20 protein-coding genes are annotated in these 24,324 nt (G+C 75.7%); 11 read left to right on the top strand and 9 right to left on the bottom strand.

Features of this window, described 5'->3' with window-relative positions:
- Positions 1–54: 54 nt before the first annotated feature.
- Positions 55–849 (bottom strand): hypothetical protein, encoded by a 795-nt coding sequence (locus OKX07_RS00445; protein ID WP_265629898.1) that lies wholly within the window; start codon positions 847–849, stop codon positions 55–57.
- Positions 850–1,006: 157 nt separating this feature from the next.
- Between OKX07_RS00445 and OKX07_RS00440 the strand changes: the two genes are divergently transcribed.
- Complete coding sequence (locus OKX07_RS00440; protein ID WP_265629897.1) at positions 1,007–2,392, top strand: glucose-6-phosphate dehydrogenase; 1,386 nt, start codon at positions 1,007–1,009, stop codon at positions 2,390–2,392.
- A gap of 32 nt (positions 2,393–2,424) precedes the next feature.
- A complete protein-coding gene (locus OKX07_RS00435) occupies positions 2,425–2,787 on the top strand; it encodes a hypothetical protein (RefSeq protein WP_265629896.1) in 363 nt (120 codons plus the stop codon).
- A gap of 105 nt (positions 2,788–2,892) precedes the next feature.
- Here the strand turns inward: OKX07_RS00435 and OKX07_RS00430 are convergent, their stop codons facing one another.
- The 3 genes from OKX07_RS00430 to OKX07_RS00420 form a co-directional block, all read right to left on the bottom strand.
- On the bottom strand, positions 2,893–4,068 hold the full coding sequence (locus tag OKX07_RS00430) for an aminotransferase class I/II-fold pyridoxal phosphate-dependent enzyme (protein ID WP_265629895.1): 1,176 nt from the start codon (positions 4,066–4,068) through the stop codon (positions 2,893–2,895).
- 213 nt (positions 4,069–4,281) lie between these two features.
- Positions 4,282–5,862, bottom strand: a complete 1,581-nt coding sequence (locus OKX07_RS00425; protein ID WP_265629894.1) for a class I SAM-dependent methyltransferase — start codon at positions 5,860–5,862, stop codon at positions 4,282–4,284.
- A 53-nt stretch (positions 5,863–5,915) separates the two neighbouring features.
- The gene (locus tag OKX07_RS00420; RefSeq protein WP_265629893.1) at positions 5,916–6,455 is read right to left on the bottom strand and encodes a low molecular weight protein-tyrosine-phosphatase; all 540 of its coding nucleotides are present in this window, start codon (positions 6,453–6,455) and stop codon (positions 5,916–5,918) included.
- A gap of 129 nt (positions 6,456–6,584) precedes the next feature.
- Here OKX07_RS00420 and OKX07_RS00415 point away from each other — a divergent pair, with 129 nt between their 5' ends.
- Complete coding sequence (locus OKX07_RS00415) at positions 6,585–7,610, top strand: endo alpha-1,4 polygalactosaminidase (RefSeq protein ID WP_265629892.1); 1,026 nt, start codon at positions 6,585–6,587, stop codon at positions 7,608–7,610.
- Positions 7,611–7,783: 173 nt separating this feature from the next.
- Complete coding sequence (locus OKX07_RS00410; protein WP_265629891.1) at positions 7,784–9,373, top strand: DNA polymerase IV; 1,590 nt, start codon at positions 7,784–7,786, stop codon at positions 9,371–9,373.
- Here OKX07_RS00410 and OKX07_RS00405 read toward each other — a convergent pair.
- From OKX07_RS00405 to OKX07_RS00385, 5 genes are all read right to left on the bottom strand, one after another.
- Positions 9,327–9,785 carry a hypothetical protein gene (locus OKX07_RS00405; RefSeq protein ID WP_265629890.1) on the bottom strand — a complete coding sequence of 153 codons (459 nt, stop codon included), beginning with the start codon at positions 9,783–9,785 and terminating at the stop codon, positions 9,327–9,329. The two genes, OKX07_RS00410 and OKX07_RS00405, sit on opposite strands and share 47 nt — an antisense overlap.
- A gap of 97 nt (positions 9,786–9,882) precedes the next feature.
- Positions 9,883–10,647: a type I methionyl aminopeptidase gene (gene map / locus OKX07_RS00400; RefSeq protein WP_265629889.1), complete on the bottom strand. Its 765-nt coding sequence runs from the start codon at positions 10,645–10,647 to the stop codon at positions 9,883–9,885.
- Positions 10,648–11,069: 422 nt separating this feature from the next.
- Entirely contained in the window at positions 11,070–11,726 is a 657-nt protein-coding gene (locus OKX07_RS00395; RefSeq protein WP_265629888.1) for a GNAT family N-acetyltransferase, read from the bottom strand.
- Positions 11,727–11,900: 174 nt separating this feature from the next.
- Positions 11,901–13,136, bottom strand: a complete 1,236-nt coding sequence (locus OKX07_RS00390) for an APC family permease (protein ID WP_265631980.1) — start codon at positions 13,134–13,136, stop codon at positions 11,901–11,903.
- A gap of 124 nt (positions 13,137–13,260) precedes the next feature.
- A complete protein-coding gene (locus tag OKX07_RS00385; RefSeq protein WP_265629887.1) occupies positions 13,261–13,908 on the bottom strand; it encodes a GNAT family N-acetyltransferase in 648 nt (215 codons plus the stop codon).
- A gap of 100 nt (positions 13,909–14,008) precedes the next feature.
- On the opposite strand from OKX07_RS00385, the gene OKX07_RS00380 reads away from it, so the two are divergent.
- The 7 genes from OKX07_RS00380 (at position 14,009) to OKX07_RS00350 (ending at position 24,282) form a co-directional block, all read left to right on the top strand.
- The gene (locus OKX07_RS00380) at positions 14,009–14,614 is read left to right on the top strand and encodes a TetR/AcrR family transcriptional regulator (RefSeq protein ID WP_265629886.1); all 606 of its coding nucleotides are present in this window, start codon (positions 14,009–14,011) and stop codon (positions 14,612–14,614) included.
- Positions 14,615–14,832: 218 nt separating this feature from the next.
- On the top strand, positions 14,833–15,987 hold the full coding sequence (locus tag OKX07_RS00375) for an LPXTG cell wall anchor domain-containing protein (RefSeq protein ID WP_265629885.1): 1,155 nt from the start codon (positions 14,833–14,835) through the stop codon (positions 15,985–15,987).
- A gap of 232 nt (positions 15,988–16,219) precedes the next feature.
- A complete protein-coding gene (locus OKX07_RS00370) occupies positions 16,220–17,815 on the top strand; it encodes a PQQ-binding-like beta-propeller repeat protein (RefSeq protein ID WP_265629884.1) in 1,596 nt (531 codons plus the stop codon).
- A 109-nt stretch (positions 17,816–17,924) separates the two neighbouring features.
- The gene (locus OKX07_RS00365) at positions 17,925–19,427 is read left to right on the top strand and encodes a PQQ-binding-like beta-propeller repeat protein (RefSeq protein ID WP_265629883.1); all 1,503 of its coding nucleotides are present in this window, start codon (positions 17,925–17,927) and stop codon (positions 19,425–19,427) included.
- Between the two features lie 92 nt (positions 19,428–19,519).
- Positions 19,520–21,052, top strand: a complete 1,533-nt coding sequence (locus OKX07_RS00360; protein ID WP_265629882.1) for a PQQ-binding-like beta-propeller repeat protein — start codon at positions 19,520–19,522, stop codon at positions 21,050–21,052.
- Positions 21,053–21,215: 163 nt separating this feature from the next.
- Positions 21,216–22,700, top strand: a complete 1,485-nt coding sequence (locus OKX07_RS00355) for a hypothetical protein (RefSeq protein ID WP_265629881.1) — start codon at positions 21,216–21,218, stop codon at positions 22,698–22,700.
- A 64-nt stretch (positions 22,701–22,764) separates the two neighbouring features.
- A complete protein-coding gene (locus OKX07_RS00350; RefSeq protein ID WP_265629880.1) occupies positions 22,765–24,282 on the top strand; it encodes a PQQ-binding-like beta-propeller repeat protein in 1,518 nt (505 codons plus the stop codon).
- The last annotated feature ends 42 nt before the right edge of the window (positions 24,283–24,324 follow it).

Below are 24,324 nucleotides of genomic sequence, written 5' to 3'. Positions count from 1 at the left end.
GGACGTGGGCCAGCCCAAGGTCCGGCAGTGCTGGCGCGTCGCCTCGCGGCCGGTTCACAGCCCCCGGACGCGCATCCCGAGCACCTGCTGCGTCCGGTCCGCGAGCCAGCGCGCGTAGGGCACGAGGTCGACGTCGACAGCCGCCCACCCGGCGGCGGTCGCCAGGTTCTCCCGCGAGACCTCCCCGTGGGGATCGTCGTCGTCCGGGTTGCGGGCGACGGTGCCGTCCAGGTGCAGCTTGACCCCGACGGTGTGGGAGACCCACAGCGCGGACCGCTCGTCGTCGTCGGCGTCGGCCGGGACGTCGTGGGCGCGGGTGACGAACACGCACGCGCACCACTGCTCGGGCACGTCGGGGGTGGGGTGCAGGAGCTGGAGGTTCGCCTTGGTGACGGCCAGCGGCTCCGGGAGTGTCACCGGGGCGTCCTCGGTCGTCGAGATCAGCGACGACACCGCGAGGACGACGTCGTCGAGTGCCTGGTGGGGCCAGAGCTCGACCCCGACGTCGATGAGGTGCGTCTCGCTGCGCTCCGTGCCCACGAGCCGCAGCACGAGACGAAACCCGTGGCCGTTCTCGTCGACGACGACGCCCAGGGCGCCTCCGCCGCTGAGCCGCACGTCGCCCTCGACGCCACCGACGACGGGGCCCGGTCGCAGGTGCACGCTCCCGCTCACCCCCGCGCGGCGCAGCACGGTGAGCGTGGGCTGGGCCAGGTCGACGACGCGTCGCACGGCCCGTGTCCACGTGAGCGCGGACACGAACTGCCCGTCCACCACGTCGACCGTCAGGGGCGTCCCCGTGCCGAGGGCGTCGGCGGCGGGCGTGTGGTCGCGCCGGAACAGTCCCATGACTCTCCTGTCGTGGTGGGTGCCCGCACCCTAGCGGGGCAGCGTGACGGCCGGTCCGGCGTCCCGACGCGCACACACCCCGCCCGCCCGTGGAGGATGGGGCGATGACCTCCGCTGCCCGCACCCTGCCCGCCGTGTGCCCCGCCGGAGCGCGCCCGTGACCGCCGGGATCGTCGTCCTGGGCGCGACCGGCGACCTCACCGCGCGCTACATCCTGCCGGGCCTCGCGCGGGTCGTCCCGGCCGTGCCCGGTGGGCTGCGGCTCGTCGGGGTGGCCAACGACGACCTCGACGACGACGGCTTCCGTGCCCTCGTCCACGAGAAGGTCGCCGGGCACGCCCCGGGCGACCCGGACCCCGCGGTGGCCGCGCTCGTCGACGCCGCCGTCTGGATGCGCGGCGACGTCACCGACCCGACGACGCTGCAGGCCGCCCTCGACGCCTGCGAGGTCACGGACACCGACCCGCTCGTCCTGTACCTGGCCCTGCCGCACGTGCTGTTCCTGCGGGTCGTGCGCGCGCTGGCCGACGTCGACCTGCCGGCGGGGCTGCGGCTCGTCATCGAGAAGCCGTTCGGGGAGGACCTGGCCGGGGCGATCGAGCTCAACGCGGCCCTCGCGCGCCTGCTGCCCGAGGAGCAGGTGTTCCGCGTCGACCACTTCCTTGCCAAGCAGACGGTCCTCAACCTCATCGGGCTGCGGTTCGCCAACCGCATCCTCGAGCCGCTGTGGAGCAGCGCGCACGTGGAGTCCGTCGACATCGTCTTCGACGAGCGCGTCGACGCCCAAGGCCGTGCGTCGTACTACGACCGGTCCGGTGCGCTGCGCGACATGGTCCAGAACCACCTGCTGCAGCTGCTGATGTACGTGGCGATGGAGCCGCCGACGTCCGTCGCGCCGGCGGACCTCGCGTCCCACAAGGCCGACGTGCTGCGCGCCGTGCGACCGCTGGACCCTGAGGGGGTCGCGCGGTGGACGCGCCGCGGCCGGTACACCGCCGGTACCGTCACCGGGCCGGACGGGCCGCAGCAGGTCGCGTCGTACGTCGACGCGCCGGGCGTCGACCCCGACCGCGGCACCGAGACGTACGCCGAGGTCACCCTGCACGTCGACACGTGGCGGTGGTCCGGGGTGCCGTTCCGGCTGCGCACCGGCAAGGCCCTGGCGGCGGCCCGGCGCGAGATCGTCGTGCGGTTCCGCGAGGTGCCGCTGCGGGTCTTCGAGGGTGCCGCGCCGACGCGCAACGAGCTGCGCCTGCAGCTCGACCCGGACCGCATGTCCCTCGACCTCAACGTCAACGGCATCGGCGACCCGTTCGCGCTCGAGACCGTCACCCTCGACGCCGAGCTCGCCCAGCAGGACCCCACCCCGTACGGGCAGCTGCTGCTCGCCGTCATCGAGGGGGACACCCGGCTGTCCGCGCGCGCCGCGGAGGCCGAGGAGGGTTGGCGCATCGTCGAGCCGATCCTCGCCGCCTGGGCGGACGGTGCGGCCCCGCTCGAGGAGTACCCGGCGGGCAGCGCGGACCTGCCGGGCCGGGGTTAGGCTGCGACGTCCCCGACCGGCAGGAGGGTCACGTGCCGTCTCGCACGACGCGTACCCGCGCGGTCGCCGTCGTCGTCGTCGCCGCGCTGGTGGGGACGACGCTGCTGGGGGCCCTCGCGGCCTTCGGCGGGGGGTCGTCGCCGACGACGATCGACATCCCCGCCACCGGGCCGTGGACGGTGCTCGTCTCCGGTGACCTGATGACCGCCGACGGCTGCACGGACGACCCGGCCGTCTCGGAGGGCTTCGTGAGCCCGGACGCGCCGACGACCTCGGGTGGCCTGGTGATGGTCGCCGACGCAGAGGTCGCGGACGTGCAACGCGTGGTGACGTGCCTGGCGGATCTGCTGGACCCGGCGGGCATCACGGTGATCCGCACGTCCGACATCCTCTGAGCCTGCGCGCTTGAGCCCGCGCGCGGGCCGGAAGTGGTCAGATCTGCCCGCTGGTGACGTCGAAGTGGTCGGCTGTGTGACCACTGTGGGTGACCACCGCCCGGGTCAGAGGGTCCGCTGCCAGGTGATGAGGCGGTCTGCTGCCTCCGCCACCACCTCGGGGGCGGACGCGAACGAGAGGCGGACCCAGTCGCGGCCCGCCGCCGGGTCGAAGTCCGTGCCGGGCGTCAGCGCCACCCCGGCCTCGTCGAGCAGGCGCGCGCAGTACGTCACCGAGTCCAGCCCGGACGCGGACACGTCCCCGTACAGGTAGAACGCGCCGTCCGCGGGGGCGACGGGGTCCCAGCCCAGGTCCGGCAGGCGGTCCAGCAGCAGCCGACGGGACTCCGCGTACCGCTCGACGTTGGCCCGCGCCGCCGCCATCCCCTCGGGGCTGAACGCCGCGACGCCCGCGTGCTGCGCGAGCGCCGGCGGGCACAGCGCGACGTTGCCGGCGAGCGCGTCGACGACCGTGACCAGGTCGTCGGGCAGGACGAGCCAGCCCAGGCGCCAGCCCGTCATGGCCCAGTACTTGGAGAACGAGTTGACGACGACCGCGCCGGAGCCGAGGTACTCCGCAGCAGTGGCCGTCGCGGGCGTCGTCCCCGACGCGTCCGGGTACGTGATGCCGTGGTAGATCTCGTCGCTGACGAGCCGCACACCGTGCTCGCCGCACCACGCGGCGAGGGCCGCGAGCTCGCCCGGCTCGATCATCGTGCCTGTCGGGTTGGCGGGGGACGCGATCACCAGCCCCTCGACGGGGCGGTCCAGGGCCTCGAGCTGCGCGACCGTCGGCTGGTACCGCTGCTCCGGCCCGCACGGCAGGTCGACGACCTCGCACCCGAGCGCCGCCAGGATGTTCGCGTACGCCGGGTACCCGGGGCGCGCCAGGGCGACGCGGTCGCCGACGTCGAACGCCGCGAGGAACGCCAGCATGAACCCGCCCGACGACCCCGTCGCCACGGCCACGCGCCCCGGGTCGACGTGCACGCCGTACGTGTCGGCGTAGTACGTCGCGATCGCCGCGCGCAGCCCCGGCGCCCCGAGCGACTCGGTGTACCCGAGGTCGCCGGCCGTCAGCAGCTCGATCGCCCGCTGCCGCACCACGTCCGACGCGCCCGTCGACGGCTCCCCCGCGCACAGGTTGAGCACGTGCTCACCCGCGGCCCGGCGCGCATTGGCCGCGGCCAGGATCTCCATGACGGCGAACGGGGGCACGTGCGCACGCGCGGCGACCTTCATGGGTCCATCCTGCCGCGCCGACGGCACGCGGACACTCGATCGACGGCAGGGCTCACGGAAGGTCGGCGGCGGCACGCACCAGCGCGTCCATCGCGCGCTGAGGACCGTCGAGTTTTCTCGACGACCGTCGAGCTTTATCGGCACAGGCACGCGACGACTCGGCCGACGTCCTCTTGTCGCGCGGGCGGCCGGCGCAGTCTCAGCCTCGCCGCGTCACCGGGCGACCGGGACCAGCGGCCGCCGCGCGACCGTCAGCACGTGCGTGTCCGGCCAGGCCACCGGCGCCCCCGTCGCGGGGTCGCGCAGGGCCGCGCCGACGCTCAGCCTGTGCTCGACCAGCCAGTCGTTGCGCCACGGGCCGCTGCCGGGGTCGAGCTCGAAGCCGACGCCCTCGAGCAGGGCCCGCCAGTCGTCGCCCGTCATGTCGCAGAAGCGCTCGTGGCACTCGGAGAGCCACGAGTCGGTGTAGTCGCGCGTGTACAGGTACTCCATGGCGGTGCGCAGCGTCGTGCGCGCGACGCTGGACGCCTCGCCCTGCGCCACCCACTCGACGGTCACCGTCGCCCCCGACAGCACCGGGAAGTCCTGCGCGAACTGCACGAGCCGCGCTGCGGGCGACAGGCCCGCGACGTGCGCGGCGGCCTCGGCCCGGTCCAGGCCGGTCAGGTCGCGGGCGGGCACGCCACCGTCGCCGTCGAGCACCAGGTCGACGACGCGGTCCGGGTCCGCCGGGCCGAGCACGTCGGAGTTGATCCACACCCCACCGGGCCGCGTCTGGTCGAAGATGCGCCGCGCCAGCAGCTCCAGGTCCGCGCGTCCGTCGCCGTAGCTGGAGATCTCGTGGGTCAGCGCGACCGTCGTCGTCGTGTCGACCGTCCGCGCCGGGAACACCGGGCCGAGCAGCAGGTTGCGCTGCGCGAAGAACACGTTGGGGTTGGCGAACACGCCCTGCGCGCGACGGTGCTCGGCCTCCGCGACCAGGTGCCGGGACACGTCGACGCCGTACAAGTCCGACTCCGCGAGCCGGGGGTCGCGCGCGGCGCGCTCCAGCAGGCCACCGGCGGCGCAGCCCAGGTCGACGACCCTCCCGGGCCGCACGTGCGGGGCGACCTGCTCCCACTTGCGGTCCGACGCGTCGTCGAACGCGGCCGTGTACGTCGCGTAGTCCCGGGTCTCGGTGAGGTCGCCGTCGTCCTGCACGGTGGGGTCGGTGTGCACGAGCCGGACCTGCGCGTCGAGGTGGTACCGCTCGTAGAACGCGACCGCGTCGGGGTGCGCGAGGGTGCGCCACGCGTCGTCACCCGCGACCATCCGCTCGAGGACGTCCCACGGTCGGGCCGGGTCGCCGGGCGCGCCGTCCTCGACGGTCGCGATGCGGAACCCCTCGACCGCGTACATCGCCGCGACCTCGGGCGTCGAGCAGGCGACCACGGTGCCGGCCGGCGTCAGGGCGTCGCCCAGGACCAGCTCGGACGTCGCCAGGACCGTGTGCGCGAACCGCGGGCTGGGCGGCACGTCGGCCACGGGGACGACGAGCGAGGGCAGCCCGGCGCGCGTCGTCACCGCCTCGATCATGGCCTCGCGGCGGTGCGCCGGGACGGGGTTGCGACGGGTGCCGCTGTGCGTCGCGGACGTCAGCGCCCACACGACGCGCGCGTCGGGTGCGCAGGTCACGGGCTCCCCGTCGGCGGCGCGGACGCGGCCCGCGAGCAGGTCGGTCAGGTACGCGACCTGGAACGCGGTGACCAGGTGGTGGCGGCCGGGGAACAGGACGTGGCGGATCGGGTCGGGCACAGCAGGCACGCTGCCACACCCGGGGCCGGATCGACCCCCTCACGCCCCGCAGGTCAGGCGGTGTCGTTGTCCTCGCGGTAGCGCAGGGCCTGGCGCACGTGGGTGACGATGCCGTCGGCGGCGGCCTCGATCTCCGCGAGGGTCACCTCGAAACCCTCCTCGGGGCCGTACCAGGGGTCGTCGACGTCGAGCACCTGCTCCGGCTGGTCGGGCTCGGCGGGGGCCGCCGGGTCGAAGCTGCGGTACATGCGGATGCGCGCGGTCAGCGCCGGGTCGTCCCCTGCGAGGCGGCGCAGCGCGCGGGCGTGCGCGGCCGTCATGGGCAGGACGAGGTCACGCGTGGCGAGGTGCGACGCGCGGGTCTGCCGCGCGTGGTGGCCCTCCCCCGTCGGGTAGCCGTGACGGCGCAGCACCGAGCGGGCGCGCCAGTCCACGGGGTTGCCGTGCTCCTCGTCGCTGATGCCGGTCGAGTCGACCTCGACGACGTCGGCGAGGCCCGCGTCGGCGAGCCGCGCACGGAGCACGACCTCGGCCATCGGGGAGCGACAGATGTTGCCGGTGCAGACGGTCATCACGCGGTACGAGTCGGGCACGCAGCCATCGTCCCAGGTCACGGGCGGCCCGTTACCGGTTCGTGATGACTGTCACCGCCGTTCCGCACCGGATCACTCATCCGTGTGGACCACGGGAGCATGCCCCGTTCGTCCCGTTACAGTGACCGCGTGCCTCCGACGACGCCCCGGCGAGCGACCGCCCTGGCCGTCGCGTGCACGCTCGTCGCGGTGCTCGCAGCCTGCCGCCCGGCCGTCGACGGCGCCGCACCGACGTCACCGCCGGTGGCCGGCCCGACCGTGACCGCCGCCCCTGGCGCGCCCGTGGCCGCGGGGCCGACGACCAGCCCGTCGCCCGTCGTCGAGGGCACCGCCGCACCGATGCCCGCACCGGCGACGACGGCCCCCGCACCCACGTCGTCCCCCACCGCGACGCCGACGCCCCGCGCGACACCGGCCGCCCCGACCTGGGCGCTGCCCGCCCCGGGGACGCCGTTCGAGTACCAGCTCGGCGGCCCCGACGCGCCCGCGGTGGGCACGGGCGTCGTCGTGCGTGACTCGACCGCGCCGCCCACGGGCCTGTACGACGTCTGCTACGTCAACGGCTTCCAGACGCAGCCCGACGAGACCGACCGCCTGATCCGCACCGAGCCGGAGCTGGTCCTGCACCACGACGGCGAGCCTCTGCGCGACGAGGGCTGGCCCGACGAGGTGCTCTACGACCTCACCCGCCCCGACCTGCGCGAACGGGTCGCGGCGCGCGTCGGGGCCGTCATCGACGCGTGTGCCGCCGCCGGGTTCGACGCCGTCGAGGTCGACAACCTCGACTCCTACACGCGGTCGCTCGGCCGCATCGCCCCGCAGGACACGCTCGACTACGCGGCGCTGCTCGTCGCGCGCGCCCACGCGGCGGGCCTGGCGTTCGCGCAGAAGAACACCGCGGAGCTCACGACGGAGGTGCGTGCGCTCGGTGCGGACCTCGTGGTCGCCGAGGAGTGCCGCGAGTGGGAGGAGTGCGACGTCTACACGTCGGTCTACCCCGTGGTCCTCGACGTCGAGTACGACCGGGCCGCGTTCGACGCGGCCTGCGCCGAGCAGGGGGACCCGGTGACGCGCGCGCCCGGCCTGTCGGTGATCCTGCGCGACGTGGACGTGCTGCCGCGCTCGGAGCCGGACGCGATCCACGCGACCTGCTGAGCCGCCGTCGGCCGTCCCGCGCCGACGCGACGTCCACATCCCGGGACGCGGGTCGTGCGAGACCGGCGTGGGTCGTCTCATGGCCCGTCGAAAGACGACCCAGCCCGGTCTCGCCTGCACGCCGTCCCGCCACGTGGACGCAGTGCCCCGGTGCGGCGTCGGAGGATGGGGGCGTGGACCCCGCAGGTGAGCAGGCGCAGCGGCTCGTGGCGGCCGTGCGCATGCGCGACGCCGCGACCGTCCTGCACCTCGACGCCGACGCGTTCTTCGCGGCCGTCGAGCAACGCGACAAGCCGTCGCTGCGGGGCAGGCCGGTGCTCGTCGGCGGCGTCGGCGGGCGCGGCGTGGTGTCGACCGCGTCGTACGAGGCGCGACGCGACGGCGCCCGGTCCGCGATGCCCATGGCCCGCGCCCGCCGGCTCAGCCCCGCCGCCGCGGTCCTCGTCCCCCGGTTCGCCGCGTACGCCGCGTACTCGCAGGTCATCATGGGGGTGCTGCGCGAGCTGACGCCCGCGGTCGAGCCGCTGTCCATCGACGAGGCGTTCGCGGACCTCGCGCTGGCGCCCGACGGCGTCCTCGAACCCGAGGAGGCCGCGGCCCGGGTGCAGGCCCGCGTCGTCGAGCTCACCGGGCTGACCGTGTCCGTGGGCGTCGCCCGGTCCAAGCTCGTCGCGAAGATCGCGTCCGACCTGCGCAAGCCCGGCGGCGTCGTCGTGGTCCGCCCGGCCGACGAGGACGACGTGCTGCTGCCCCTCGACGTGCGGACCGTCCCGGGCGTCGGACCCGCGACGCAGGGCGCCCTGGAACGGCTCGGCGTCCGGACCGTCGCCGACCTGCGACGTCAACCGCTGGACACCCTGACGATGACGCTCGGCGAGGCGCACGGCACCGGGCTGTACCTCATGTCCCGCGGCCTGGACGACCGGCCCGTCGTCACGACGACCGAGCGCAAGTCCGCCGGCGCCGAACGCACGTTCGCCGTCGACCTGCGCGGGCGCGACGTCGTGCTGTCCGCCGTCGACGACGTCGTCGACGAGGCCCTGCAGCGGCTCGAACGCCACGGCGGTGCCGCGCGCACCGTCGTCGCGAAGGTCCGCTACGCCGACTTCTCGACGGTCACCCGGTCCGTGACGTTCCCGCACCCGACCGCGTCGGACGCCGACCTGCGCGACGCCGCCCGCCGCGCCGTGCTCGCCGCCGGGGTCGTCGAGCCCGTGCGGCTGCTGGGCGTCGCGTTCCACGCGCTGTCCGCGCACGCGCAGCTCGCGCTCGACCTCGACGCGCACCTGTTCGACGCGCCGCGGCGCGCGGTCGTCGGGGAGCACGACCACGTGAGCGGTCGGCTCGCGTCGGTGGCCGGCGACGCGGACGATCCGGGTCCGGTGCTCCCGGACGACGCCGCGGCGGGTGAGCCGTTGCAGGACCTCGTCGACGACGAGGTCGCCCGGCTCGTCGAGGACGACGCACGGCTGATCGGCGCGGAGAAGGCCGTCGTCGGTCGGCCGCTCGGCGGCTCGCAGGTCGGGGCGCCGCTCGACGAGACCAACGCGCGGCCCGGGCTCGACGTGGAGCACGCGACCCTCGGCCGCGGGTGGGTCGTGCACGTGCGCGGCCGGGAGGCGACCGTGCGCCTCGAGACGGCCGTCACCGCGCCGGCCCGCTCACGGGTGCTCGACCTGGACGCCGACCCGCTCGTCCTCGTCGAGCCCGTGGGGGTCACGCCGCCGTCGGCGGTCCCGCCGGAGCTGCGCGACGACGCCTGACGGTGACGGCCAGGGCGACGAGGCCCGCGCCCACGAGGGCCCCGACGAGGAGCTGGGCGGCGAGCTCGACGCCGGACAGCGCACGTGCCGCGTCCGTGAGCGTCAGCACCATCACCACGATCAGCGCGTACAGGACCAGCTCCAGGGCGGTCCACCACACCACGCCGCCGCGCCGGGCCCGCACGGTGCTCGCCGCCGACACGACCACCATCGCCAGGAGGACCGCGGGTCCGACGTCGGTGAGCGTCAACGCCAGCACCAGGGCGCCGGCCATCCCGGCACGCAGCCACCGGTCCCCGTCGCGGTACCAGGGCGCGCCGTCGCCGTCGTCGACGGACGGGTCGGAGCGGTACTCCCGCGCCTCGACCGACCGCGTCGCCGGGATCCCCGCTGCCCCCTGGTGTCCGCTCATCCCGCCACCCTGGCACACGCCGCCCCGTCGTGTCCCCAGAGCGTGAAGGGTTGTTGCCGTGTGCCGGCAACAACCCTTCACACTTCCCTGTGGACGGTCAGTCGCGGGCCGTCAGGACCACCGGGCCGCGCTTCGTGATCGCGATCGTGTGCTCTGCGTGGGCCGCGAGGGCGCCGTCGGCGCTGCGGATGGTCCAGCCGTCGTCGTCGATGACGTAGCCGCTGCCGCCGAGCATGAACCACGGCTCGATGGCGATGACCGTGCCCGGCTTGAGGCGGATGCCCGTGCCGGGGCGGCCGTCGTTGGGGACGTGCGGGTCCTCGTGCATCGTCCGCCCGACGCCGTGCCCGCCGAAGTCGGTGTTGAGCCCGTACCCCGCCTGCCGGCCGATGCGACCGATCGCCGCGGACACGTCACCCATGCGGGCCCCCGGCTGCGCGGCGGCGATGCCTGCGGCGAGCGCCTGCTCGGTCGTGGCGATCAGGGCCTGCGCCTCGGGCGTCGTCGTGCCGAGCTGGAACGTCAGCGCGGAGTCCGCGACCCAGCCCTCGACCTGGCACGCGAAGTCGATGCTCAGGACGTCGCCGTCGACCAGCACACGGTCGGACGGCAGCCCGTGCAGCGCGTGGTCGTTGACCGACGTGCACAGGACCCCCGGGTACGGCATCGCCCCGAAGCTCGGGTGGTAGCCCAGGTAGACGGAGTGCGCGCCCGCGTCGGCGATGAGCCCGCGCGCGTGGGCGTCCAGGTCGTTCGTCGTCATGCCGACCTGCGCGTGCGCGCGCAGCGACGTCAGGACGCTCGCCACGAACCGCCCGGCGGGGCGCATCTGATCGATCTCTGCGGGGGACTTGAGGGACACGGGCGTCAGTTTCTCACCACCCGGCCCGCACGCGACCACTCCCACGAGTGCAGGTGTGGGTGTGGGCAGGGGACAGCCCGTGGGCTGCGCCTCCTTGCGGAGGGGCTGCCGCGAAGGACGAGGTCGCGGCTCCCACGGGCTGCGGTGACTGCCGCGGATTCGCTGCCGCCCGGCCGGGGAGACCGGCGGGGCACCTGCGGACCGAGCAGTCCGTCCGATGACTCGGGCGGCTAGCGGGCAGCCACCTCACTCGTCCGAGAAGACTTCATGTCTCAGACCACCTCCTCTCCGTGTGCGTCCGACGCTACGTCGCGGTCCGGCGCCCGCCAAGGGCTTTTCCCGACCCGCTGCGAACCGCTCCCCGAACCCGGCGCGGGGCGACAGGGTCAGGCAGGGCGACAGGGTCAGGCAGGGCGACAGGGTCAGGCAGGGCGACAGGGTCGGGCGCCGCGACAGGTCAGGCCGACGCTGCGATCGGAGGCCGACGCGCGCCACATCGTCGTCGGCGACCCCACGACGCCGTCCAGCACGGCGACCTCGACGAAGTCGTGCCTGCGGTACAGGCGACGGTTCCGCTCGCTCGACGACTCGAGGTAGGCAGCGGCGTCCTGCGCGTCGACGCTCGCCAGGCGCGCGTGGATGAGCGCGCCGCCGACGCCCTGGCCCCGCGCCGCGGCGGCGACGCCGATCTCCTGCAGGTACCAGTGGGGCTGCCGTGGTCGGTGCCGGTCGATCGCGATCTTCGTGCTGACGCCGCGGTACAGACCGCCGGGCCCCAGCGCCCGCCAGAACGACGGGAGCCGGGCCGCGAGCCGCAGGACGCTGGTCGCGGCGTCGGGCGCCTCCCAGAGCGCGACGCCCAGGATCTCGGGCCGGTCCACGTGCCGTGCGACGTCCACCGTGCCGTGGGCGATCGCCGAGGGCAGCAGACCGAGGAAGAGGTGGCGCGTCCGTTCCAGCCGGTCGTGCGCGGACCCGCCGACGACCGCACCCGTGACGGGGTCGTCCACGAACGCTTCGGCGAGGACTCCCGCGGCGGCGACCAGGTCACCCGGGGCGGCGGCGGAGACGACGATCATGGGGTCTCCTCCCGGCTTCTCGACGTGGCTGACTCGACGGTAGGCGGAGTTGGCCACTCGCCCCAACCGCACCGCCAGCTTGCTCCCGGGATGGCGGGGTAAGTCCTGTCGCCCCCGCCGCCCCCGTGCCCACGTGGGCGGCCTCGTCACCCGGGTGCGGCATTCACCACCGGGTCACCGCCGGCGCAGGACGAGCCGTCCGACGACGCCCACCGCCACGACGCCGACGCCGGCGAGCACCGCCGTGGGCGGCAGCGTCGCGACGAGCACGAGGCACCCGAGCAGTCCCGCGACGGGCAGCACGCGCACCGCCCACGTGCCCGGGGCGAGGCGCGTCCCGACCGCGTGCGCCGCCCGCCCCCGCCAGGTCCCGCCCCGCAGCACGGCGACGTGCGCGACCGCGTAGTACAGCAGCACCCCCGCGGACGAGAACCCGATCGCCCCGCGCAGGTCGAGCGTCGCCACCAGCACGGCGACCGTGAGGCCGACGGCGGTCGTCGCGCGGGACGGGGTCCCCCGGCGTGCGTCGACGGCCGCGAGCGCGCCGGGCAGGTCGTGCTCGCGGGCCATCGCGAGCACGGTGCGTCCGACGCCTGCGAGCAGCGCGAGCAGCGCGCCGAGGCTCCCGGCCGCGGCCCCGACGCGCACGACGGGTCCGGCGGTGTCCCACCCGGCGGCCGCGACGACGTCGGCGAGCGGCGCCCGCGACGCGGCGGCGCCCTCCGGTCCGAGGACGTGCAGCACCGCGATCCCGACGATCGTGTAGACCAGCAGGACGACGACCAGCGCGATCGCGATCGCCCGCGGGATCGCCCGCGCGGGGTCGCGCACCTCCTCGCCGAGCGTCGCGACGCGCGCGTACCCCGCGAACGCGAAGAACATCAGGCCCGCGGCCTGCAGCACACCGAGCGGCCCCGCTGCGAGCACGTCGCCGGCGGGGGGCAGGCCCGCGGGCTCGTCGGCCCAGGTGCCCGCGGCCGCGACGACGGTCAGGGACGCGAGGACGAGGACGACCAGCACGCGTGCGAGGCGCGCGGTGCGCGTGACGCCCAGCAGGTCCACACCGAGGAGCAGCAGCACGGCACCGACCGCCACGGGCCGCTGCCATCCGGCCGGGGCGGCGTACGCCGCGAACGTCAGGGCCATCGCGGCGCACGACGCGGTCTTGCCGACCACGAACGCCCACCCGGCGGTGAACCCCCACCACGGCCCGAGCTCGGCGCGGCCGTACGCGTAGACGCCGCCGGCGACGGGGTGCGCGGCCGCGAGCCGGGCCGTCGAGGTGGCGTTGGCCCACGCGACGGCCCCGGCGACGACGAGCCCGACCAGCAGACCTGCACCGGCGGCCTGCGCGGCGGGCGCCCACACGGAGAACACGCCCGCGCCGAGCATCGCCGCCAGCCCGACCATGACCGCGTCGCCGGGGCCCAGGCGGCGCGGCAGGGCGGTGGTCACGCGCGCAGGCTAGGCCACGGTCCGAGCGCGCGCCACGACCGGGCGACGAACGCCGTGCGACGCGTCAGCCGACGACTCGTCAGACGGTGGGGTCGGGCGTCGGCTCGGTCCGGGCCGACCGCTCCGAGAGGGACGACCGCCACATCGACATGGGTGCCGCGGTGACGCCGCGCACGGGGGCGACGTCGACGAAGCCGTGGCGCCGGTACAGGCGGCGGTTCCGCTCGGTGGACGACTCGAGGTAGGCGGGCGCGTCGCTCGCGTCGACGTCGGCGAGGCGTGCCTCGAGCAGCGCACCGCCGACCCCCATGCCGCGCGCGCGCACGGCCACGCCGATCTCCTGGAGGTACCAGTGCGGGCGGCGGGGGCGGTGGCGGTCGATCGCGTGCTTGATGGTGGCGGCGCGCAGGACGCCGTCGGGGCCGCAGGCGCGCCAGAACGACGGCAGCTGGGCGGCGAGCCGCACGATGCTCGTCACGGCGCCGGGCGCCTCCCAGATCGCGACGCCGAGGATGTCGGGGTCCCCCGCGTACCGCGCGACGTCGACGGTGCCGTCGGCGAGCGCCGGGCGCAGCAGACCGGTGAAGAGGTGGTGGGTGCGCTCGAGCCGGTCGGTGGGCGGACCGCCGACGACCGCGCCGGTCACGGGGTCGTGCTCGAAGGCCGCGGCGAGCACGGCGACCGCGGCGTGGAGGTCGGAGCGCGCAGCGGGTGCGACGACGATCAACGAGTCCTCCTACGTCTGGGTCTAGGGCGCTGTGACCACCGTAAGACGAAGTTGGCCATGCGTCCAAGTCATGTGGCCAAGTCGTCACTAGGATGAGGGGGTGAACATCGCGGGAGGCGCTCACCGCTCCGCCGACGAACGACGGGCACAGCTGCTCGACGCGGCGGTCGAGGTGCTGCGCGAGCACGGCCTGCCGGGCCTGACGACGCGGGCCGTCACGTCGCGCGCGGGGGTGCCGCACGGGATCTTCCACTACGTGTTCGGGTCGAAGGCCGCGCTGGTCCGCGCGCTGATCGACCGCGAGCTCACGGGCGCCGCCGCCGCGTGGGGTGCCGCGGTGGCGACGGACGACGTCGAGACGGCGCTGCGCCAGGCCCTGCGCGCGCAGCTCGACATCGTGCGTGCCGACCCCGCCCACCAGGCGGTCGTGGCCGCGCTCATCCGGGCGGCCCGCGACGACGCGGGAGTCAGCGCCGCCGCGTGGGAACGCCGCCAGTACCTGGCCGAGATCGAGCGGCAGCTCGCCACCTGGTCGCAGCACGGCGGCGTGACGTGGGCCGGCGACGCCGAGCACGTCGCGGCCCTGGTCCTGTCGGCGACCGACGGTGTCATCCAGACCTGGGTCGTCGACCACGACGACGCCCGCGCCGAGGGGTCGCTGGACCTGCTCGCCCGCGCCGTCGCGTCGCTGGCGACATCTGCCTGAGGGCCGCAACACCCGGCGATGTACAGCAGGGACGGGCCCTGTCGTACTCGCACGCGCCTGGTCAGCGGCCGATCAGGGGTCCGAACGGATGATTCGGGCACAAGTTGGACAGAAGTTCACCAATCTCTGACATTTGCCTCTATTGTCCGTTCTGCCCGATGGTGCGGCCGCAGCCGTCTGGCACCCGTCCAAGCGTCCGCGGCCGAGGAGTCATCCCCGTGAACCGCCGAACACCCCTCATTCTCCTGTCCGTCGCAGCCCTCACCGTGCTGCCCGCAGCGACCGCCACCGCCGGCGGCAACCACGGCTCCGGGAAGCCCGGCCACTCGGCCGGGTCCGACCGCGGCAAGCCCGACAAGGGCCGTCCCACGCCCGCCCTGAGCGGTGACCTGTGCGGCGGCAAGCGCGCCGGCGCCGTCATCGGGTGGAACGACTACACCTGCGAGCAGGCGACCGGGTACTTCCTGTACGAGAAGCTCGACGCGAGCAAGTCGGCGTCCTTCTCCAACAGCGGCCCGCAGCACCGTGTCGCCCTGCACGACGTGTGGGCCTGGCCCACGGCCGACCGCTCGGCGCGCCACGGTGCGTCGCGTGCGCTGCCGAAGAACCCGCAGATCATCCCGCTGGAGCTCGACGACGCCGACGTCGCCGCGGTCTGCGCGGAGCCCGACGCGTACGGCCTGCAGGTCGACCTCATCGGCGACGGCATCGCGGGACGCGGGCTCGACGTCCCGTCGATCATGCCGACCGCGATCACGCCGCCCGACGGCGGGTTCCCCACCGACTTCACGCTGGCGTTCTACGGGCACTACGACGTGAGCGGTCTGGTCGACGTCGACGCGCTGTGCGCCGAGGACGAGGTCCTCCCGACGCCGACGCCGGAGCCGACGGTCACGTCGACACCGACACCGACGCCCGAGCCGACGGTCACCCCGACGCCGACGCCGGAGCCGTCGGAGTCGCCCACGCCGAGCCCGTCGCCGGAGCCGTCGGAGTCGCCCACCCCGACGCCGACCGAGTCGTCCACCCCGACCCCGACCCCGTCGCCGACCGCCGAGGTCGACGACGAGCCCGAGGCCACGCCGACGCCCACCCCGTCGCCGTCCCCGTCGGAGACCAGCGAGGTGCTGCCGGCACCGGCGGACACGCCGACGCCCACCGCGAGCAGCACGCCCGCGCCGTCGCCGGCCCCCTCGTCCGCCCCGTCGCCCACCGCGACGGAGCGCGCCGAGGTGCTCGCCGCCGTCGAGGACGACAACACGCTCGCCGCGACCGGCACGCAGGCCGTGATGGGTCTGCTCGCCGCCATCGCCGCCATCGCCGGCGGTGCCGCACTCGTCCTGGCACGTCGCCGCCACCGCACCGACAGCTGACCGGCGGGCGCACCAGCGCCCGCCCCGCACACCCGTCACCCCCCGGCCCTCCCCCCCGGCCGGGGGGTGACGTCTACCCAGCCCACACCCGCGGAAAGTGGTCAGTTGTGCGACCACTTCGCCACCTGGGGACCGGACGATCGACCACTGTGCGGTCGGGTGAACCGGGGTGGGGGGTGAGGTCCAGCTGCCGGTGGTGCGGTTAGCGTGCAGCGTGGTGCGACGTGGCGCGATGCTCCAGGTGGAGCTGGTCGAGGACGAGGTCCTCGACCAGGTGCCCCGCGCGTTCGGCCCGACGCGGGGTCCCGGTCACGCCTCGCCGGCCCGGCGCCCCGGCGGGAGATCGTCGGGCAGCACCACGCCCGACGTCGCCGGTGCGCCACCCTCGTCCGCCGGGCGCGACGGACCCGTCGCACCCGACGCACCCCCTCCCGTCACCCCCCACCCGCGACGCACCCGCCGCCTCCTGGTCGGCACCGCCGCCGCCGTGGCACTCGCCGTCGCCCTCGCGGGCGCCCAGGTGGCGGTCGACGCGCGGGAGCGCGCATACCTCGCCGACCTGGCGCGCCTGCCCGGCGTCGTCGCACCGCTCGACGCACCGCCCGGGGTCCGCTGGTCGGGCGACGTCGCGGACGTGCTGGCGACGGGGGTGCGCACGGTCGACGGGTCGAGCGTCGTGGGTGTGCGGACCGCGGCGGACGGGTCCCGGACCGTCGTCGCCGTCGACGTCGCGACGGGCGAGGCACGGTGGGAGCAGCCCGCCGCCGGCCCGGCGACCCGCCCGTCGCCCGACGCGCAGCCGGTGCTGCAGGGCTGCCAGCGCGTCCCGGGCGACGGCGAGCACGTGTCATGCCTGGTCAGCGACCTGTGGCGGGTCGTGGAACTGAGCCGGTGGACGGCGGTGGCGCCGACGTCGGCACGGCTGCTGGTGCTGGACGTCGTCGACGGCTCGGTGATGTCGGACCTCGTTGCGGGCTCGGCGGCCGACGGCTGGGCGACGGCCTCCGCGGTCCTGGGCACGTCGACCGTCCTGGCAGGGACGACGCCCGGCGGGGACGTCGCGGTCCGCGCGGTGGACCGCGACGGCGCGCTCCTGTGGCAGGTGGTCCGCGTGGGCGCGGCGACGGGCCCGTGGACGCCGCTGAGCGTCCAGCGTCTCGATGACGCCGTGGCCGTGATGACGTCGTCCGAGGTCGTCGTGCTCGACGGTGCGACGGGCGAGGTGCGCCGCACCCACACGGTCGACGAGTCCGCAGGCGGGTACGTCACGTCGTGGGACCCCGACGCCGGACGGCTGAACGTCGTGCAGGACGGGACGACGACCGTGGTGCGCGCCGACGCCGACGTCACGGTGCACGGGACCCCCGTCCCCACGGCGATCGACGACGGCAGCGTGCCCGGGCTCGTGCTCACCGACGACGTCGACCTGCGTGCCTGGGGCCGCGACGGGCAGGCGCTGTGGACGGCGCCCGTGCCGTCGACGTGGAACGCGACGGTCCTCGACGGACGGGTCCACCTGCAGACGTCGACGTCGCTGGTCACCATCGACGCGCGCACCGGCGACGAGCTGTGGCGCTCGTGGGAGGGCGACCAGGGCGGCGCGGTGCTGACCGACGGCCGGCACCTGTTCCGGACCGTCGACCGTGACGGCGCGTCGTCGGGGGAGCTCGACCTCGTCGCGCTGGACCCGGCGGACGGCTCGCAGCTGTGGCGCGGTCCGCTCCCGGACGACGTGCGGGACCTGCGCGCCCTCGAGGGGACGCTGCTCGCGCGGACGACCTCGGGGGGTCCGGGCGGCTCGGGGCAGGTCCTCGCCGTCCTGGGCTGAGGGCGCGCCCCGCTCCGGGTGACCGGGGTGGTGGGGCTGGATCGACCTCTCGCGCCCTGGGGTGGGGCCCACCGTCCCTGGCCGCGCCGTGCGGCGTTAGCCTGCGACGGTGGCGGGCCGCGGTGCGAGGCACGACGTCGAGCTCGTCGAGGACGACGAGCCCACGTCGGACGCCGCTGCGCCTGGCCCCACCGCCGACGACCCGGCGCGCGTCCGTCGCCGGCGGCGCCGCCTGTCGCTCGGCGCCGCGGTCCTCGCGGTCGCGGTCGCCGGTGCCGTGGTGGCGCAGGGCGTCGTCGACCGTCGCGAGCGCGCCCGCGTGGCCGCCATCGCCGCGCAGCCGGGGGCGGTGGAACCGCTCGCGGGACCGGCGACGGTCCTGTGGGACGCGCCGGCCGAGCACCTGGAGCAGGTCCAGGTGCGGACGCCGGGCGGGCTGCTCGTGGGGCTGGCGCACACCGCCGAGGGTCCGGTCCGGGCGGTCGCGCTCGACGCCCGCACGGGCGAGACCGCGTGGCAGGTCGAGCTGGTCGACGGGGCGGACCGGCGGGCTCCGGACCTGCGGGGCTCGGTCTACGCGCAGTCGGGCTCCTGCACCGGTGGGCTGAGCGACGAGCACCTGGTGGTGTGCCTGGCGCACGACGGGTCGGCGTACGTCGCGAACGACACCTGGGCGGAGGTGGCGCCCACGACGACGCGCCTCGTCGTCCTGGACTCCCGTGACGGGTCGGTCGTGGCCGACCTCAGTGACACGCTCGTCGAGGGCTCGACGCCCACCCTCACGACCTTCGACGACCTCGTCGTCCTGCACGCGGACGGCGCTCAGGACGAGGAGCCCTCCGTGCGGGCGATCCGCGTCGACGGGACGGCAGTCTGGGAGGTGCCGGTGCCGGCGAGCACCGGCGACGCCCAGACCTTCGCCACGAGCGTCGGTGACGTCCTGGCCGTCACGACGCCGACGGACCTCCTGCTGCTCGACGCGCGCGGCGCGACGGTCCGCAGCGTGCCGTTGGACGGTCACGTGCTGATGGGGGTGGGGCACGGTGCGCTCTACCTGTCGGCGAGGCCGGCGAGGGACGACGACGGCACCCTGCTGGGGCCGCCGCCCCGGACGACGGTGGTGCGGGCCGATGGCGACGTCGAGGTCGACGGGGACGTCTTCGGCGTCGGTGTCGACGACGGCAGCGTGCCGGGCCTCGTGCTCACGACCGGCGTGGACGGGCAGATGCAGGCGTGGGACCGCGACGGTCGCGCGCTGTGGTCGTACGACGAGACGTCGGCCTGGGGAGCGATCGTGCTCGACGGTCGCGTCCACCTGACCAGCGGGACGGAGCTGGTGGCCCTCGACGCGCGCACGGGCGCCGAGCTGTGGCGGTCGGACGCGACGAGCCGATCGCCCGTCACCGACGGCCGGTACCTGCTGGCTTTGGCGGCGGTGCCGGCACGGGGCGCCCGCAGCCAGCTGGTCGCGCTGGACCCGTCCGACGGCTCGGAGGTGTGGCGCAGCCCCCTGCCGGACGGCACGGACGAGGTCGAGTCCCAGCTGCACCTGCTGATCGCGTACGGGTACGACGCCGGGTCCGACGCCCTGCACCTCGCGGTCCTGGGCTGACAGGCGCGCCGCGCGACGACGGTCCGTGAGCCCGTGCGGACAGCCCGCCCGAGGCTCTCCGCCCGACGGCAGCACGGCGCTACCCTGCGACCGTGGCAGGACGTGGTCCGATGCACGACGTCGAGCTGGTCGAGGACGACGAGCCGATGTCGGCCGCCGACGTGCGGCCGGACCCGCCCGCCGACGACGCCCCGCCCACCGACGCCCCGCCCGCCGCCGCCCCGTCCGACCCCCGCGCCCGCCGTCGGCTCGCCCTGGCCGCCGCCGTCCTCGCGGTCGTGGTCGGCGGCGCCGTCGTGGCGCAGGGTGTCGTCGACCGCCGCGAGCGCGCCCGCGTCGCCACCGTCGCGGAGCTGCCGGGGGCGGTGGCGCCGCTCGCGGGACCCGCGTCGCTGCTGTGGGCCGCGTCGGACGAGATGCTGAGCGGTCTGGACGTGCGCACGCCGGACGGGCTGCTCGTGGGGGTGTCGGACAGCGCGGAGGGGCCCGTCCACGTGCGCGCGCTCGACGCCCGCACGGGCGAGGTGGCGTGGCAGGTCGAGCTGATCGACGGGTCCGGCCGGCCGGACACGGACTCCCGCGACGACCTCTACCGGGACTCCGGCTCCTGCGCGGCCGGCCTGCCCGACGACCACCTGGCGGTCTGCCTGGCGCACGACGGGTCGGCGTCCTTCGCCGACGGGAGCTGGGAGGGGGGTGCGGCCCCCTCGACGATGCGCCTCGTCGTCCTCGACACCCGGGACGGGTCGGTCGTCACCGACCTCAGCGACGCGCTCGCCCCGGGCACGTCACCCTGGCTCGCGACCGTCGACGACGTCGTCGTCCTGTACGACGGTCTGACGGGGAGCGACACGCAGGTGCGCGGCGTGCGGTTCGACGGGACCCTGGCCTGGCAGAGGCCCCTGCCGGCCGCCGACGGCGCGGCGAGCAGCCTCGTCGTGCCCGTCGGCGACCTCGTGGCCGTCGCGACGCCGACCGACGTGCTGCTGCTCGATGCCGAGGGCACCACGGTCCGGGCCGTCCCGTTGGGCGACCGCACGGTGATGGGCGCCTGGCGCGACGCGTTCTACCTGACGAACCGCCAGGAGTTCGACAGCGACGGCAACGAGCTGGGTCCGCCGCTGCGGACGACGGTGGTGCGCGCCGACGGGGAAGTCGAGGTCGACGGGGATCCCGTCGGCCTGGGCCTCGACGACGGCAGCGTGCCGGGCCTCGTGCTCACGGCCGTCGGCAACGGGACGCGGGCCTGGGACCGCGAGGGGCGTGCGTTGTGGTCCCTCGACACCGTGACCGCCTGGGGCGCGGTCCTGCTCGACGGGCGGCTGCACCTGACGCTCGGCACGGACCAGGTGGCTCTCGACGCGCGCACGGGCGCCGAGCTGTGGCGGTCGGGGGTGAGCAGCCACCAACCCGTCACCGACGGGCGCCACCTGCTGACGCTGGTATCCGACCCGGCGGGTGACGCCGGCAGCGAGCTGGTCGCGCTGGACCCGTCGGACGGGTCGGAGGTGTGGCGCAGCCCTCTGCCCGGCCCCACCGACGCGCTCACGTCGGTGCTCCACCTGCTGGTCGCGTACCGGTACGACCCGGACGCCGACGAGACGAGCCTGACGGTCCTGGGCTGAGAGCCGCCCTCACCGGCCACCGACCGATCGCCGGGCGCCGATCTCGTCCTTCGGCGGCTTCCGGCCCGCGATGAGCCGCCGGGCTGCGAGCTCGGCGGCGCGGTCGGGTGAGGGCCGCTGCCCCCGCGCGCCTCCGCGCGCCCCGCGGGTTAGCGTGCGCGGCATGGCGCGTGCACGCAGGGTCGAGGTGCTCCTCGACGACGCCCCCGACGAGGCCGCGCCCTCCTCGCCGAGCGACCCGCCACCGACCGACCGGCCGACCGCCCCGCCGGCGGGCCGACGCCGCTGGTGGTGGGCCGCGGTCCCGGTGACGGTGGTCCTCGCGCTCGTCGTCGGCCAGGTCGTCACGGACCGCCGCGAGAGCGCGGAGCTGGCCGCGCTGGCGGCCGTCCCCGGGGTCGCCGCGACGCTGGACCGCACGGTCGCGGTCGCGTGGGACGTCGACCCGGGAACGCGCCTGGACGGGGCCGCGCGGGTCGGGTCGATGCTGGTCGCCGCGCACGTCACGGCCGACCACGCGGTCACGCTCGAGGGCCGGGACGTCGCGACGGGTGCGCGGGCCTGGGTGCTCGACCTGGTGGACGCGAGGCCCGCCTGGAGCCCGGACGCGCAGGCCGACCCCGCGCCCTGCGTGGCGCTGCCCGCCCGCCCCGGGCAGGTGACGTGCCTGGTGGGCGACGGCGGGACCGACCTGGACTCCGGCCGGTGGACCCCGTACCCGGCGACGACGACGCGACTGCTGGTGCTCGACCCCGCGGACGGCACGGTGGTCGTCGACCGCGAGGTGCCCGTGTCGGCGCAGTGGCTCACGCCGCTCGGCGACGACGTGCTGCTCGTCGGCAACGTGGGCGGCGTGGTGCACGTGCGGTCGCAGGACCTGGTGGACGGCACGGAACGGTGGCACGTGACCGCCGACGTCGCGGCGGACGACGGGCCGTTCTCGCTGGCGACGGCCGTGAGCGCGCTCGTCGACGAGCAGACCCTGGCCGTCGACCACGGCAGCGCCGTCACGCTCGTCTCGACGGACGGCGACGTCCTGCGGACGGTGGGTGCGCCGACGGCCGCGGTCGAGGCGGGCCTGACGCAGTCGACGCGGGTGGCCACCTCGCGGCCCTTGGCGGCGGCCGTCGTGGGGGACGAGACGGGGACGACGATCGCGTCGGCGGCGCGTGAGGTCCGGGTCGACGGCTCACCCCTGCCCGTGACCGTGGACGACGGCAGCGTCCCCGGGCTCGTCCTGACGCGCATGCCGCGGCTGCAGGCGTGGGACGCGGACGACGGCGAGGCACGGTGGGCGACGACGATCGTCGACGCCCAGGACGCGACGATCCTCGACGGCCGCGTCCACGTGGGGACGTCCGCGGCGGTCGTGACGTTCGACGGCGCCACGGGCGCCGAGCTGTGGCGGGTCCGGCGACCGACGGCGACCGGGAACCCCGCGACCGACGGGCGTCACCTGTACGTGACGGCGTCCCAGGGCGGGCGGCACAGCGCGCCGTACGACCTGGTCGCCCTGCACCCCGCCGACGGCACCGAGGCGTGGCGGGTGCCGATGCCGGTCGACTCCGCGCTCGCCGTGGTGGAGGGGCTGCTCCTCGGCGCCGAGTCCGACGGCGAGGGCGGCGGGGCGTACCGCGTGCTGCGCTGACCCCGTCCGAACCGCCGCGGCCGAACCACCTCGGAGCCGCGCGGTGCGGCGCTAGCCTGCGACGATGGCGCGCCGCGGACCTCTGCACGACGTGGAGCTCGTCGACGACGACGAGCACGACGACCTCCCGCCCGGCCCGGACCCGGCACCGTCGACCAGCGACCCGGGCGACGGGCGCCGCCGCACCCGCCCGCTGGTCGTCGGCGCCGTGGTGCTGACGCTCGTCGTCGTGGGTGCGGTCGTCGGGCAGTCCGTCGTCGACGGCCGTGAGCGCGCGCGGCTCGCCGCCGTCGCCGCGCTGCCCGGCACCGTCGACCTGCTGTCGGGTGCCCCGACGGCCCGGTGGGAGGCGACGGACGAGGACCTGTTCTACGGCTCCGGGCTGCGCGCGGCGGACGGGTCGCTGGTCGGGGTGGAGCACGCGTCCGACGGGCCGGTGCGGGTGGTCGCGCTCGACGCCGCCACGGGCGACACGCTGTGGGAGGTCGAGCTTCTCGACGGCACGACGCGGCCGGAACCGGATCCCGCGGCGGAGGTGAGCGCGTGGTCCGGTCGGTGCACGGCGTACCCCGGGCAGGAGCACCTCGCCCTCTGCTGGGTGCACGACGGCATGTCGGCGACCGTCGACGACCTGTTCGTCGACCTCCCCGCGTCGGCCGCCCGCCTGGTCCTGCTCGACACCGCCGACGGGTCGGTCGTCGCCGATCTCGCCGACGCGCTGGGCGACCCGGCCTCCGGCACGAGCTTCACGGTGGCGGGCGACCTGGTGGTCGTCGGCACCCACGGTGACGACGGGGTGACCGAGGTCCGCGCGGTGACGTCGGAGGGGACGCTCGCCTGGCAGCGGGACGTCCCCGCGGTGGACTCGCAGGGTGCGTACGTCTCGACGGTCGGGGACCTCGTCGCTCTCGCCACGGAGACCGAGCTCCGGCTGTTCGACGCCGCGGGACGCACCGTGCGCACCGTGCCGCTCCACGGCCGCCGGGCGTCGGGCGGGTCCGGCGAGGAGGTCTATCTCCTGCCGTACCCGGACGGGTACGAGCGGGGCGCCGGCGGGTCGGCCGTCGAGCGGTCCACCACGACCACCGTCGTGCGCCCCGAGGGCGACGTCGACGTGGAGGGAGACGTCCTGTTCTCCACGGTCGACGACGGCAGCGTGCCCGGCCTCGTCCTCACGACGGTCGGTGGCCGGCTCACCGGCTGGGGTGTCGACGGCGGCCGGCTCTGGTCTGCCGACGCCGTGCCCGAGGAAGGCGTGCTGGTCCTCGACGGGCGCGTGCACGTCGACACCGGCACGGAGGTGCTGACGCTCGACGCGCGCACGGGTGCCGAGCTGTGGCGCTCGGACGCGACGAACCAGCATCCCGTGACGGACGGGCGGCACCTGCTGGCCCTCGCCGCGGTCGCGAGCCGGGGTGAGCAGAGCGAGATCGTCGCCCTGGACCCCGCCGACGGTTCGGAGATGTGGCGCGGCCCGCTGCCGGACGGCACCGACCAGGTGTCCGCGTACCAGCGGCTGCTGGTCGCGGTCGACCTCGTCGACGGCGGGGCGGGTGGGCTGCGGTACACGGTCCTGGGATGACGTCGACGGTGCCCTGCGGTATCGCCGCAGGACACCGTCGGA

The organism is Cellulomonas sp. S1-8, from assembly GCF_026184235.1.
In the GTDB taxonomy this organism is placed as follows: domain Bacteria; phylum Actinomycetota; class Actinomycetes; order Actinomycetales; family Cellulomonadaceae; genus Cellulomonas.
Note: the sequence above shows the minus strand (reverse complement) of the source record. Positions and strands in the feature narration are given on the sequence as shown.

Bases quoted from the DNA above. Each gene is read 5' to 3' on its own strand.
- OKX07_RS00395 (WP_265629888.1), bottom strand. From the start codon at position 11,726: ATGATCGTCGTCTCCGCCGCCGCCCCGGGTGACCTGGTCGCCGCCGCG.
- OKX07_RS00350 (WP_265629880.1), top strand. From the start codon at position 22,765: ATGGCGCGCCGCGGACCTCTGCACGACGTGGAGCTCGTCGACGACGAC.
- OKX07_RS00445 (WP_265629898.1), bottom strand. From the start codon at position 849: ATGGGACTGTTCCGGCGCGACCACACGCCCGCCGCCGACGCCCTCGGC.
- OKX07_RS00405 (WP_265629890.1), bottom strand. From the start codon at position 9,785: ATGAGCGGACACCAGGGGGCAGCGGGGATCCCGGCGACGCGGTCGGTC.
- OKX07_RS00430 (WP_265629895.1), bottom strand. From the start codon at position 4,068: ATGAAGGTCGCCGCGCGTGCGCACGTGCCCCCGTTCGCCGTCATGGAG.
- OKX07_RS00355 (WP_265629881.1), top strand. From the start codon at position 21,216: ATGGCGCGTGCACGCAGGGTCGAGGTGCTCCTCGACGACGCCCCCGAC.
- OKX07_RS00390 (WP_265631980.1), bottom strand. From the start codon at position 13,136: ATGGTCGGGCTGGCGGCGATGCTCGGCGCGGGCGTGTTCTCCGTGTGG.
- OKX07_RS00370 (WP_265629884.1), top strand. From the start codon at position 16,220: ATGCTCCAGGTGGAGCTGGTCGAGGACGAGGTCCTCGACCAGGTGCCC.